The organism is Priestia endophytica, assembly GCF_026790145.1.
GTDB classification, from domain to species: domain Bacteria; phylum Bacillota; class Bacilli; order Bacillales; family Bacillaceae_H; genus Bacillus_I; species Bacillus_I endophytica_A.
In genome coordinates this window covers 1-12,633 of sequence record NZ_JALAMS010000044.1, presented here as the reverse complement: position 1 = coordinate 12,633, position 12,633 = coordinate 1, and the positions used below count along the sequence as shown (strand labels likewise).

General features: G+C 37.4%; 19 protein-coding genes and 4 pseudogenes. 21 read left to right on the top strand and 2 right to left on the bottom strand.

The genetic code is table 11. From position 1 onward, the window contains the following. Nucleotides 1-77 precede the first annotated feature (77 nt). From MOC86_RS23320 to MOC86_RS23230, 21 genes and pseudogenes are all read left to right on the top strand, one after another. Nucleotides 78-692 carry a poly-gamma-glutamate hydrolase family protein gene (locus MOC86_RS23320; RefSeq protein ID WP_268586327.1) on the top strand — a complete coding sequence of 205 codons (615 nt, stop codon included), beginning with the start codon at nt 78-80 and terminating at the stop codon, nt 690-692. A gap of 397 nt (nt 693-1,089) precedes the next feature. Next, nucleotides 1,090-1,734, top strand: a complete 645-nt coding sequence (locus MOC86_RS23315; protein ID WP_419146672.1) for a phage tail tube protein — start codon at nt 1,090-1,092, stop codon at nt 1,732-1,734. 82 nt (nt 1,735-1,816) lie between these two features. Then, nucleotides 1,817-2,014, top strand: coding sequence for a hypothetical protein (locus MOC86_RS23310; protein ID WP_268586326.1), 198 nt, complete (start codon nt 1,817-1,819; stop codon nt 2,012-2,014). A gap of 39 nt (nt 2,015-2,053) precedes the next feature. Next, nucleotides 2,054-2,692, top strand: a complete 639-nt coding sequence (locus tag MOC86_RS23305; protein ID WP_268586325.1) for a hypothetical protein — start codon at nt 2,054-2,056, stop codon at nt 2,690-2,692. A 112-nt stretch (nt 2,693-2,804) separates the two neighbouring features. Beyond that, a complete protein-coding gene (locus MOC86_RS23300) occupies nt 2,805-3,089 on the top strand; it encodes a hypothetical protein (RefSeq protein ID WP_268586324.1) in 285 nt (94 codons plus the stop codon). A 28-nt stretch (nt 3,090-3,117) separates the two neighbouring features. Continuing rightward, the gene (locus tag MOC86_RS23295) at nt 3,118-3,792 is read left to right on the top strand and encodes a glycoside hydrolase family 16 protein (RefSeq protein ID WP_268586323.1); all 675 of its coding nucleotides are present in this window, start codon (nt 3,118-3,120) and stop codon (nt 3,790-3,792) included. A gap of 56 nt (nt 3,793-3,848) precedes the next feature. Beyond that, on the top strand, nt 3,849-4,130 hold the full coding sequence (locus MOC86_RS23290; RefSeq protein WP_268586322.1) for a hypothetical protein: 282 nt from the start codon (nt 3,849-3,851) through the stop codon (nt 4,128-4,130). A gap of 123 nt (nt 4,131-4,253) precedes the next feature. After that, the gene (locus MOC86_RS23285) at nt 4,254-4,688 is read left to right on the top strand and encodes a hypothetical protein (RefSeq protein ID WP_268586321.1); all 435 of its coding nucleotides are present in this window, start codon (nt 4,254-4,256) and stop codon (nt 4,686-4,688) included. 124 nt (nt 4,689-4,812) lie between these two features. Then, a complete protein-coding gene (locus tag MOC86_RS23280) occupies nt 4,813-4,989 on the top strand; it encodes a hypothetical protein (protein ID WP_268586320.1) in 177 nt (58 codons plus the stop codon). A 15-nt stretch (nt 4,990-5,004) separates the two neighbouring features. Next, nucleotides 5,005-5,097 (top strand): annotated as a pseudogene (locus MOC86_RS27550) (distal tail protein Dit); the annotation flags it as partial. A gap of 30 nt (nt 5,098-5,127) precedes the next feature. After that, nucleotides 5,128-5,514: pseudogene (locus MOC86_RS27545) on the top strand (phage distal tail protein). A gap of 42 nt (nt 5,515-5,556) precedes the next feature. Continuing rightward, nucleotides 5,557-6,924, top strand: coding sequence for a phage tail spike protein (locus tag MOC86_RS23275; protein ID WP_268586319.1), 1,368 nt, complete (start codon nt 5,557-5,559; stop codon nt 6,922-6,924). Further along, nucleotides 6,924-7,337 (top strand): hypothetical protein, encoded by a 414-nt coding sequence (locus tag MOC86_RS23270; RefSeq protein WP_268586318.1) that lies wholly within the window; start codon nt 6,924-6,926, stop codon nt 7,335-7,337. The genes MOC86_RS23275 and MOC86_RS23270 overlap by 1 nt, the downstream gene beginning before the upstream one ends. 4 nt (nt 7,338-7,341) lie before the next feature. Further along, entirely contained in the window at nt 7,342-7,617 is a 276-nt protein-coding gene (locus tag MOC86_RS23265; RefSeq protein WP_268586317.1) for a hypothetical protein, read from the top strand. Beyond that, nucleotides 7,541-8,053: a hypothetical protein gene (locus MOC86_RS23260; RefSeq protein ID WP_268586316.1), complete on the top strand. Its 513-nt coding sequence runs from the start codon at nt 7,541-7,543 to the stop codon at nt 8,051-8,053. The genes MOC86_RS23265 and MOC86_RS23260 overlap by 77 nt, the downstream gene beginning before the upstream one ends. Nucleotides 8,054-8,289: 236 nt before the next feature. Then, nucleotides 8,290-8,694 carry a hypothetical protein gene (locus MOC86_RS23255; RefSeq protein ID WP_268586315.1) on the top strand — a complete coding sequence of 135 codons (405 nt, stop codon included), beginning with the start codon at nt 8,290-8,292 and terminating at the stop codon, nt 8,692-8,694. Further along, complete coding sequence (locus tag MOC86_RS23250) at nt 8,648-8,788, top strand: hypothetical protein (RefSeq protein ID WP_268586314.1); 141 nt, start codon at nt 8,648-8,650, stop codon at nt 8,786-8,788. The genes MOC86_RS23255 and MOC86_RS23250 overlap by 47 nt, the downstream gene beginning before the upstream one ends. Further along, nucleotides 8,766-8,912 (top strand): hypothetical protein, encoded by a 147-nt coding sequence (locus MOC86_RS23245; RefSeq protein WP_268586313.1) that lies wholly within the window; start codon nt 8,766-8,768, stop codon nt 8,910-8,912. The genes MOC86_RS23250 and MOC86_RS23245 overlap by 23 nt, the downstream gene beginning before the upstream one ends. Nucleotides 8,913-8,985: 73 nt before the next feature. Continuing rightward, nucleotides 8,986-9,261, top strand: a pseudogene (locus MOC86_RS23240) (hemolysin XhlA family protein). A gap of 12 nt (nt 9,262-9,273) precedes the next feature. Continuing rightward, nucleotides 9,274-9,534, top strand: coding sequence for a phage holin (locus MOC86_RS23235; protein ID WP_268586312.1), 261 nt, complete (start codon nt 9,274-9,276; stop codon nt 9,532-9,534). A gap of 66 nt (nt 9,535-9,600) precedes the next feature. Further along, nucleotides 9,601-10,662 carry an N-acetylmuramoyl-L-alanine amidase gene (locus MOC86_RS23230; protein ID WP_268586311.1) on the top strand — a complete coding sequence of 354 codons (1,062 nt, stop codon included), beginning with the start codon at nt 9,601-9,603 and terminating at the stop codon, nt 10,660-10,662. A gap of 1,214 nt (nt 10,663-11,876) precedes the next feature. Here MOC86_RS23230 and MOC86_RS23225 read toward each other — a convergent pair. Continuing rightward, nucleotides 11,877-12,500, bottom strand: coding sequence for an FMN-binding negative transcriptional regulator (locus tag MOC86_RS23225; RefSeq protein ID WP_268586310.1), 624 nt, complete (start codon nt 12,498-12,500; stop codon nt 11,877-11,879). A gap of 28 nt (nt 12,501-12,528) precedes the next feature. After that, nucleotides 12,529-12,633, bottom strand: a pseudogene (locus tag MOC86_RS23220) (GNAT family N-acetyltransferase); the annotation flags it as partial.

Below are 12,633 nucleotides of genomic sequence, written 5' to 3'. Positions count from 1 at the left end.
ATATTATCGAAAGAATTATAACAGAAGTCGTAAAATTGTGACTTCATTAATTATATTGAGAAGGGATTTAGATACAGATGGCAGACACATATGACAATTTTGAAGAGCTGGCAGAGAATGAGGTTTATGGGGTAGATTATCAGATTCGTACTGATGTCAAAGAGAGTAAAAGTATCGCAATAGCTATTCATGGTGGGGGTATTGAAGGTGGAACATCTGAATTGGCATTAGAGTTAGCGCATAAATTATCATGTACTTCTTACCTATTTGAAGGGATTAAGTCTTCAGGTAATAGTGTCCTTCATATTACATCAACAAATTTTGACGAACCGTCAGCATTAGAATTAGTGTCTAACTCAGACTATTGTATTTCTTTTCATGGACATGGAGATTTAACAAATAAGCATACTAAGATTGGTGGCGCTGATTCTGAACTAAAATTAAAGACCTATAAAAGTCTTACTGAAGCAGGGTTTAGTGCTGAAATCCTTCCTGAGAAAGACCCACTTTCTGGTAGTGACCCCAACAATATAGCTAATAAAACTACTCGCGGAATGGGATTGCAATTAGAGCTTAGTACTGTTCTTCGTAAATCATTCTTCACGGACTTTACTATTGACGGCAGGGAAGGTAGTGAGACCGAAGAGTTCTATCAATATATCGAAGCCCTTCTTATTGCATGTAGGCAATAAGGGTATAAATAATAACAACTAAGTTAAAGTTTTACAAAAAATGAATTATACAAAAATATAAATATAGAGGGAGATGAAGATGCAAGAGCATTGCAGAAGTGGCATAAGAAGCAGTGTTTTCCATATGACGAGATTACACAAGAGGTCATGGAAAGCGCCGTGACAGGCAAACAAGAATTAGTTGTCACCAAAGTAGTTACGAAACAAGTCACCCCAGATACAACGGCGGCTATTTTTTGGCTTAAAAACAGAAAGTCGGAATGAACAAGTAAAGATGGTATTGACATTGAGAAAATCAAGGTTGATACTGAGCTTGTTAAAGAACGCACTAAGCTTCTCAAAGGAGCTACTAAAGCCCCTTCTATGTTGAATGCTCTTATCAATGCGGTGAATGGTGATGATTAAGTTTTCATCTAAGCAATTAGAAACAATTAGAGCGCCTTTTAACTATACGCTTGAAGTATCGGAAGGGACGCCCAGAAGTGGGAAAACAACAGCAGGGCATTTTAGATATGCTTATTATTTAACGGTTACACCTGATGAAAACCATTTAATTGTGGCTTATAACCAAGAACAAGCTTACAGGCTTTTTATTGAAGGTGATGGAACAGGCTTAAAACATATCTTTGGTGATCTATGCAAAGTCAAACATGATGAAAATGGCGACCATTTAGAAATCCATACGCCAAGAGGGCTGAAGAAAGTCTATTACAAAGGCGGTGGAAAGGCCGACAGTGTTAAAGCTGTTACAGGTATGTCTTTAGATTCGGTTGTCTTTTGTGAGATTAATTTACTTCATATGGATATGATTCAAGAATGTTTTAGACGTACCTTTGCGGCGCGAATGAGGTTCCATTTAGCGGACTTAAACCTACCAGCGCCTCCTGGATATTCAACAGGATATGTTTTCGAAGGTCCAGCAACGTTAACCGGAATCGCTCCAGCTAGTGGTGATGCGGATGCGAAAAGTGAAATTTCTGTTTCCATCTCGTTTAATGGAGCGCCAAAAGTAACGGATCCAGTACCTACAACAACTCCCTAACCAGGCCGCCGATTTGGGCGGTATAGCATTATAAACGAAGGCGATTCTTAGGAATTGTCTTTTTATAAAGGAGGCGTGAAAAATGGGATTCTTAAACCAAGATACGGATAATAGGAGAACAGTACTTACATCTGCTTATCAGGATACTGACGGCAAGCCCACAACACGAACTAAACTATCAGGAAACGATATGGAGTTATACGGCCTATCTACTGATACAAAGCCAGACCCAACAACCGTTAAAAAAAGGGACAACCTTCTTCGAAATAGATACATCTAACGTCTATATGAGCGATACAACGCAATGGAGGATGATTTAATGGACGTTATTTCTTATTCCAAGGCGAAAAAAGCACAAAATAGAGCCGATGAAGTTCAAAGAGGGTTCCAAAAAGGGCGGCTTGTTCAAAACTTTTTAGATGCATCGAATTGGAATTTGCAAGGCGGCTTAGAACAAACAGTTGATCCAGGTACAGGAAAGTTAAAATTAACGTCAGATGGAACGCCGACTTTTTCAAGAAAAAACGTCAATTTTAATTTAGCAGGATTTAAAGTTTTAGGATTGAGTGTCTATATTGAAAATATCAAAACCTTCTCTAAAATGACCGTATATCTCGCAAACGATATAGGATATGCTAATTTCCTTTCTTATGTTATCAACGCTGGGGAATGTGTAGGAGGCTGGAACAAGTTTTATATTGATACTAGTTGTTTTTCTGTAACAGGAAGTGGCTCTTTAACTAATGACATTGTATCTATGCAAATTCGTATTGAAGCAACGGCTACTAATACATCTGTTATATGGGATGAATTCAGTAGAGACGAAACACAACAGCCTCAATTGATTTTCACGTCTGATGATGGTTGGGGTTTAGTTAATCACACTTACAATCATGTTAACCTTTCAACGGTTGATGCTAACACAGCGGATAGCGAAATTACACAAGGTGAAGAATAGTTGAATCAAAATGGATTTACAAGGGCTTCAAACATTACAGTATACCCACAAGGTGGCTTTCCAGTTGATATGTCCATTATGAATAAACGTAGGGCGGGCGGCGCGTTCCATTGTGGAAGCTCCTGAACCCGGACAGCCTAGCAATAAATATAAAATCAAGATTAAAAATTTAATTAATACTGTTACAATCGCGCAGGTTACAGCTGCTATTGATGAAATTATTAATACTGGTGGAACATTAGTTTTTCTTAATCATATATTGGTTACTGATACGGCTAATACATCAACAGAATATCTCACATCGAACTTTCAACAAGTTGTCGATTATGCTTACGAAAAGAAAGAACAATTAGACGTAATTACAATGACGGAATATTTAAATCAATACGGTTTATAATACCCGAGTAATGTAGGGAGTTGTTAATGTGGGTTTAATTCAGTTTAGCGGGTATGAGTGGATTACAAAGGATAGGATGAACAGCCCTATCGGACCTGGACCAAACTATTTTAATCCAAACAATGCATATGTCGATCAAGAAGGAAAACTTCACTTAAAGACTACGTATAATGACACGTTAAAGAGATGGGAATGTGCTCAAGCAACAAATGTACAATCACTAGGGTATGGCACATATAGATTTTATATTCAGGGACGAGTGGATAACCTAGATCCTCAGGTGGTACTAGGGTTATATACGTATGATGATACGGACGATAAATACGCACACCGTGAAATCGATATTGAATTTAGTAAGTGGGGAAATGTGGATCCTACCTACAAAAATAGTCAATATGTGATTCAACCGCATGAAAAAGATGGGAATGTGCGCCGTTTTGAAACAACTTTAAACGGTGAATCTACAACTCATGAATTTAAGTGGACACCCCAAGAAGTTTATTTTCGCTCTTTACATGGCTTTTATAAAGAATCGCCATCAAATGGATATATTATAAACGAATGGACATATAAGGGAGTAGATGTGCCACCTGCGGGACATGAAACACCTAGAATTAATCTATGGTTATCAGATGGGAAAGCCCCACAAAACGGAAAAGAACACGAAATTACCATCGATAAATTTGAATTTGACCCTTATTGAAGTGAAAAGGTGTTCCAAGCGGAGCGCCTTATTTTAATGAAAAAGGAGTTTTTAACATGGGAAACATTATTTTAAACATTGATAAGCCGGTTCAAGTCTTCACAATTAATGGAGTGGATTACAACCTCAATTATGATGACGAATCTATTCAAAAATATGGGGAGATTTTGCAAGTCTCTGCTAAAGAATACGAAGAATCAAAGAAAAGAGACCTTACAAAACTATCTGAGGCAGAAATGAATGAAAACATGGGCAACTCATTAAAAAATTTATTGATTCTGTTTTTAGAGAAGGTTCTTATGAGCGTATTTATGAATCTGTTGGACGTTCTCTATTGAATAAGACTGAAGTTGTAAAGGCATTTAAAGATTGGCTTGTTGAAATTCCTGGGTGAAATTGGAAGAGGGGTGAAAACGCTAGCAACTGTATTCAAAGGTGGAGCTTCCAAGGTGTGGAGTTCAATGTCTTCAGCATTTTCTTCAGGAGCTTCTAAAGTGGGCAACATCTTCTCTAAAACATTTCAAAGCATTGTCAAATTTATCAGTGGTTTAGGCAAAACTTTTTACAAAGCTGGTAGAGGTTTAGTTGAAATGATGGCTAAAGGTATTCAGAATTCAGCATATGTACTTAAACAAGATCGCTGGTTAGCTCAGCAGGTTCGTGACTTCCTGCCGTTCTCTCCTGCAAAAGTGGGGCCTTTATCAGACCTAGATCACTTGGACTTTTGGGGGCCTACTTCAGACAGCTTAACAAGAGCCATGCCGAACGTGAAACGTCAAATGGCATCCCTTCCTACGATTGGCGTTGCTTCAAGTGGCGCAACAGCTATGAATACAAGTGGTTCTACTGAGGAGGGGCATCGTTCCCTTCAGATGTGTAGGCTGTTATCAAATTAAGAAACTATGAGACTTCAGGAATGATTGAATTTGTTACAAAAGAACGAGTTAGTCAAAAGAATAGGACATTAAGAAATCTTAGGGGGCGAATACGTGGAGTTTTACAATAACATATGGCGGAAACGTGCTTCCTATTAAAGTAACGAATGTAGAGGGGCGAGGCCTTCTTACATTTGAGACAACAACACAATCTATTGGAGGGCGTAACGGCTCTTATTTTGTAAAGAGAAGAATACCAGAAAGACCACTTGCAATTGAATTTGACTTTTTGACAGCTTCATTAGTAGAAATGAGACAATAAGTTGATACATTAAACAACCTTTTATACGTGAAAGAACCTAAAGCTCTTGTTTTTTCTGATGAAGCTAACAAAACGTATTACGGAATTATAAGCGGTAAACCGGATTGAGAAGAATTTATTTTTAAAGGTTCAGGATCCTTGAATTTCATCTGCCCTGACCTGTTCAAATATGGAGCAGAACGAACCGTAAATACAGACAGTACAAAAAACTTTAATTTTACTACCCCAGGCGTTGAAGATAGTGATTTTATCATAACGATAACATTCATAGCAGCAGCCAATGACTTTAAGATTACAAAAGCGTCAGATGGCAAATTTGTAAGGGTTATTTATTCTTTTGTAAGCTCGGATGTGCTAGAACTTAACTTCAGTAAGCAGAAAATCACGATAAATGGCGTTGTTTAGATGCCTACACTAGATTTTTCTTCAAATTGGTTTGACCTAGACAAAGGCTCTAATACATTAACGATCGAAAACAATACGTTATCAACTTCGGTATTAAAATATTCTCCTAGATATGTATGATTGGCGGTGAAAATATGAGTGATTTATGGGTGTTTGACCCCTATGACAGCCTTTTGGCTATTCTATCTAATAATGCAGACGAAGCTTGCCCTTTTTGGGAAGCAATACTTTAAAGAAGAACTAAATAGAGGGGCTAGCTTTGAATTCCAAGTGCCTGCCAATCATCCTGATGCTCAATATGTAGAAAATGAAAACCAAGTGGCTTTCAAGAATAAAGATGGTTATTTTCGTTTGTTTGTTATTAAAGATACAAACGGTAAGGACGGGGAAGACGGCCCTTATATTCGTGCAATTTGTGAATCGTCTTATATGGAGCTAGAAGATGAACCAATTGAAGATGTTCGTCCATACGATACAACAGAAGCAGATGCTCTAGACAGGGCCTTAGTTAATACCAGATGGAAACGTGGTACAATCGCTTCACTAGAGATTAATTCAACGAATTTTTACTATATAAATGTCAAAGATGCTATTCAGAGCATTATTGATACGTGGGGCGGCGAGTTTAGGGATAGAATCGAGTTTTCAAACAATAAAATAACTGGAAGATTTATAGATCTACTCACTAGACGGGGCTCGGATACCGGGAAGCATTGGGAAATTGACAAAGATATTATGGATATTGAACGAGAGGAAAAATCTTATGTCAAAACCGCCTTATATGGTCGGGGGAAAAGTCTCCAAACCGAAGACGGTGGCTATACAAGAAAAATAACGTTTGCTGATGTGGAATGGTCTGTTGCTAATGGTGACCCAGTAGACAAGCCACTAGGACAAGAATGGGTAGGCGACCCGGATGCGTTGCTTCAATATGGTCATAAAAATCCTGATGGTTCACTTAGACATAGATATGGATTTTATGAAAATGGGGAAATAGAAGACCCAGCTTTATTACTCCTAGATACTTGGGGACGTCTACAGCTGGAAAAGAAACCGTTAGTCAACTTTAAAATAAATGGCTTCATGCTTGGAGATTTAGAAGGGTACGAGTTTGAAAAAGCAAGACTTGGAGATACCAACTTTGCTATAGATCGTAATTTTGCTAACCCAATTGAAGTTGAAGTTAGAATCATTTCTATAGAATATGATGTGTCTGACCCTGACCAAGTTGGAAAAATTGAGATGAGCGAGTTTATCGACCTATACGACCAAGATATTGAAATAGAAAAAATCAAAAATACATTAAATGATCGTGAAGGGATTTGGGATAAGGTTGAAGACCCTGTTGAAGTACCGGATACACCAACTTTAACAGCTGATGGCGGCTTCCAAACCGTTATTTTAAGTTGGACATTCCAAAATGATTTATTCGTTGTGACTATGAGGTTTACGGTTCCCAAGTACGAGGATTTACGCCTGATGCTTCAAATCTACTTCATAGAGGGAAGTCATCCGGTTTTTCTCACTTAGTGGACACGAACCAACAATGGTATTACAGAGTCAGAGGGGTTAACACTCATGGCCATGCTAGTGGCTTCAGTGATGAAGTGATAGCGCAAACCGCACGAATTATAACAGATGAAATCATGTTCGGGGCTGTCACTACTAATTTATTAGCAGATTTAGCGGTTGATGCAGAAAAGTTAGCAAATTCAGCCGTCACATATACTAAAATCGCTAATTTAGCTGTAGGAACAGCGGCTATTCAAAACTTAGCGGTTACGAATGCTAAGATTGCAAACTTAGCCGTAGGAACAGCACAAATTCAAGATGTGGCTATTACAAATGCGAAAATCGAAAATCTTGACGCTGATAAGATCAGTACTGGAACCATGACAGGGGTTAACATCATTCAAGATAACGGTGCTGGTGGGCGGAGTTGAACTTGTGGATGGTTCTTTAAAAAGCTTTCAAAGTGAAGAAGCTATTATTTCTATAGATTATCGTGGCCTTTGGTTCTACAGCAGTGTAGACGGGGAAAAGGCCGGTTATATTCGTGATTCTGTTGTTGGTTCAAACAGTACAAAAGGGGTGGATTTTTCAAGCTCTTTAGATTATCGTGCAATTGGTTTTGAGTCGCCAACCATTGCAGAGCATACAAATTCTTGGATATTCATGGATTACAACAATAGACAAACGGATATATGGGTCAGGTTCAGATGATTTAGATAAAGGAAGGCTAGTTTTAAAATCAACAAGAAAAGGTGGCACAGCTAACGGCCTTGTTCCCTATATGTCGCTTAATAACTATACAGATACAAACAGTACAAATCGGTCTAGTGTTATTGTCCAAACCGGCAGGGATAACGCAGTGCCTAACAGTGACAGCCGTTTTGGTTTTGAGGTTTGGCAATATAAAGGGGATGGAGCAGGAGGTAATAATCAGTTAGTTAAAGTGGATACTAATTCAAGTAGCGAAACATACGCAGGAATTTATACAGATAAAGCTTGGCTTCCACAAACAAATATGAAAGCGGCAAACGGTTCATATTATACCCCATTATTAACAAGCGTCGGTACTGAATTGACTAATCTATACGGGGCAAGAAATGGCTCGTCTGTTATGCATTTTGGTGACACAGATATGACTATTACCTAAGGTCAACAATTTGTATATAAGGACATTTCTTTCGCAAGTGCTAACAAAATTCATATGGTTATAGCGCAACCATATGGTAGAAACTCAATTCATTTTAATGCTAGGGTATACAATCAAGGTTCGTCAGGATTTAGGGTGTACTTAGTGGATAACGGAGCAACAACTTCACCTGTCACTTACACAATTACCGTTCGCCTAATGGTTCTGTATGAGCCGAAATAGGGAGGGGAAAACACATGATAGAAGTTAAAAAAGTGGATAATGGTCACCTTATGGAAGGGGTCGCTCTTCAGGAATCGGCTGAAAAAATAACCATTGGTACAGGAACACTTGATAATCAAAAAATTGAGGAATCTTCTTTTAATCTTGTGTTCGATGATGAGGTTGAGGCTTTGCATGATTTATATATTGTGATAGCTGACGGGAAATATAAATACCATTTAGACGTTACGTATTTAGATGGTATCAATATGCCGTATTACAACGGAACTGATTTTCTATTTCACCGTTTTATGTCGATTAAAACGTCTTCTAATGACTCTTATACAGGTGATGTTGTTTACATTGTAGAGTTAGAAAAGGAGGCTCAAAATGATGGTAGAGATACAACCGAGCCTAATACGCAAGAAGCGAATGACTGATAAAGAAACACCTGAAGAAAAAATCAAAGAATTAGAATCTATTATTAATGAATCGAATGGAGGAAATGAGCTTGGAAAACGATCAACAAATTAATTTATATTCGGTAATTGGTAAAATGGCGGTACAACAAAAGGTATTAACTAATCAGATTTTGACTCTACAAAAAGAAAATGAAGAGTTAAAGAAGCAATTAGAGCAAAAATCAAACAAAAAGTAAAGGACCTTTTGAAAAAACACCTAGAAGATACAGAATAAATAGCAACCAAAATCTTATTAGGAGGGGAATATCCATGTCACAGTTAGCGGAGGGAAGCCCAGTGAATTCTTACGAGAAAGATATTGTAGAAATGAAGAACGATATTAAAACATTAGAAAAAGACGTAGCTGCATTAAAAAGCACTACAATTCGGCATGATGAACAAATTTCAGCTATTAACCGAACACCAGACAATATTAACGAAAACACAACATAGATTAAACGTACAATTATGGGGGCTATTATTACAGCGATTAGTACCGGCTTTATTGGGGGAGCCATCGGGATTATTTATAACGTTCTACAATAGGAGGGATTACAAATGAAAAAAATCGATAAAGGCACACTCATTCGTAGCGTGCTTCTTTTTGTTGCGTTAATTAACCAAACCTTAATTATGATGGGGAAACCAGTCATTCCAGTTGAAGAAGGACAAATCACAAGCTTTGTGGATGGCATCTACTTAGTAGGTTCTATCGCCCTTACGATTGTAACGTCTATTGCAGCTTGGTGGAAGAATAACTTCATTACTAAAAAAGGTAAGGCTCAAAAGGTAGCTTTAAGAGAGAAAAAGTTACTTTAAAATAGTCATTTGTATTTTACAAAATCTATGTACTATACATAGATTACTAGCAAGGAGGTATAAAAGATGACAAAACGTATATGGTTAGATGCGGGACATGGTGGACATGATCCAGGGGCGGTAGCGAATGGTTTACAGGAAAAGAAATTAGTATTGGACATGGTGTTGTATGCTAAACGGTATTTAGAAGCGAACTATAAAGGTGTAGTAGTAGGACTTACTCGTTCTACCGATGTTTTCTATTCACTCTCTCAACGGGCCCGCAAAGCTAATGATTGGAAAGCTGATGTATTTGTATCCGCCCATATTAATGCTGGTGGCGGAACAGGGTTTGAAACCTTCGCATTTCCAGGCGCAAAAGGAGAAACCAGACGTTTTCAACAAGCGTTACATGATGAGATTCTTACCACCATGAGAGCATTTGGGCAAGTCACAGATCGCGGCTTGAAACAAAAGAACTTGGCTGTAGTGCGTGAAACGAGAATGCCCGCTGTTCTTACGGAAAACTTGTTCATCGATACCAAACAGGATGCAGCTAAGCTGAAAGATAATGATTTTGTGAAAGCAGTAGGTGAGGCTCACGCCCGTGGTATCGCCAAATACTTAGGTTTACAGGAAGGGGAAAATGACAACCCGGCTTATGAACCTAAACCGAAAGCTTATTATGAAAAGGGAGATAGCGGCCCAAAAGTAAAAGAAATTCAACAGAAGTTAATCAAGGCTGGATTCCCACTACCGAAATACGGCGCTGATGGTCACTATGGGGATGAAACTGTGGCGGCTGTTGAGAGTTTCCAAAAGAAATATGGTCTAGCTGTTGATGGAATTGCTGGGAAGAATACTTTAGCGAAGTTAGAAGAGGTTTATAAAGAAGTAACAACTCCAAAAGACACTCGTAAATATCGTCTTATGACAGGTGCTTTTCCTAATGCAGAAGCTCTAACAGAAGCTCTTGAACGTTTGAAAAAGGATTATGGATGGTTAACATATGAGAAGGCGGATAGTACAGACTTAAACCCAACTTATCGAATTGTCACAGGAACTTTCACGGGGAAAGATACAGCTGAAAAATTTGCGGAGGAATTTCGCAAAGAGTATGGCTGGACGATTTATGTGAAAGAAGCGTAAATAACAGTAGTATCTATTATTTAATGGCAAACTTACATTACGTTCATTTAAGTAATAAAAAAGCTCCCATCCGTTTGGATGGGAGTTTTAAAAAGTTCATTTTTTACTATGAGGAGTAGCAGTAGGAAACTGGAACTGTATTCATTGGAGGTGAACCGCGATTCCCCTACTGCTACTTCTATATCCTATACAACAACCTATAAGATGTGCCTAGAATATTTGAATAAAAAGAGCGAGCGGGAAATTTTTAGATGCTATGCTTGCTCATTGTTTGAAACATGATTATGTATTAAAAAAAGTAGAATAAACATTGAATATAAGTATAAGTATATAAATATTATATAAAAGGTAAAAAAACACTCATTGCAACTAAAAAAGTTTATTTATCAATAGTGGTTATTAATATATAATTCCTATTGGGAAACTAACCCCCCTTTCGTAAATATTCGTCATTATTAAAGCCCCTGCTCATTGCGAGTAGGGGCTTTTTGGTTTTCGTCAGCAGAACAGCTTCAGAAATGTTGAAGGTTCTTTTATAGTATAGGCTACCTACCCGTTTTATATACGGTCCTTGCACATTTACTTGAAAACCCCATATAATAACACGAACCGATTCCCATTAAGCTGAAATAATACGGTTTCCTAGACCATCTATTCCTACCCTCTTTTCATCGCAAGAGGGTTCTTTTTTTATTTAAATTATGTCTATTTTTTAAATTAACTTATATATTTGTATAGAAGGTTATGGACCTTCCGGGATAGCTACCCACATGGTACTTTCGTTTTGTATATCCATGAGCACGGAAAAAGCCCTTCTCATTTGAGAGGGCATTTTTTGTTCGACCTTTATATCAGGAGTAGTCAACATGCAGTTAGCATTAGAGGTCTTAAAGATATTATAGGTAATAAAGAAAATAAATATGCAAATTTAGATTTAAGTAAAGTGTATGAATATGCTGATCTACCTGATAAAATTTTATCAAGACCTAAATTAAAAAAAGATAGATAAATAAAAGGGCGCTACATATTTTATATGACTAATATGTAATGTCCTTTAGTTCCTACGAAATGCTAGTCTTAATATTTTATAAAAAACCAGAGGGACATTTCGGGTTCCTCTGGTTTTCTTATGGAAAAATTATTTATCATTTAAGTACGCTTCTTGATAAACTTCATCTAAGAAAGAAAAAATCTTTAAAAAAGAAACATAATACTTATTTATCCTTTTTTAACTTCCTCTCCATCAACTGTGCCATTTGTTGAGAATTCAAATCCTTTTCTTTATAGAGGTTATTAACAATATTCTGATAGTCCTCTTCATTGTGATTTTGACTTAGTTTATGAGCAGCTTGAATTTCTTGTACTTTAATCTTAAATCCAACAATCCCTTTTAGTTCTTTTTCTAAAACTTCAGGAGAAAGCTTATCCCATAAAACAGGATTCTTACGATGTTTTTCGTATTTTTGCAACAACTTTGTCAGGTCCTGTTTTAACTCTTCTTCGTTCAAAATGCAAGCTGTATCATATACATGTACAGCTTGATAGTTCCATGTTGGCACATTTTCCTGCTTGTACCAAGAAGAAGAGATATAAGCGTGTGGTCCTTGGAACATCACCAATACATTTTCATAGGTTTCAAATGTTCTCCATTGAGGGTTCCCATAAGCGACATGCCCTGTTATATAGTAAGTATCTCCTTCTTTCACTAACTGCAAGGGCAAATGAGTGGCAATGGGTTTCCCCTGTTTTGTTGTGACCAACGTGCCAAAGGAGTTTTCTTGAACAAATTCCCATATTTCATCAACATTTGTGACCCTAAAATATTTTGGAATATACATAATCAGCCACTTCTCCTCTCAAAAGAAGTTATACGAGTGTTTTGACCATTATAAAGTCTACTTGCTCTTCATCCCCCATATAAAAAGAGTGGGCTCCAGTTTGAATAAATCTCATTTTCCTATAAAAGATGAG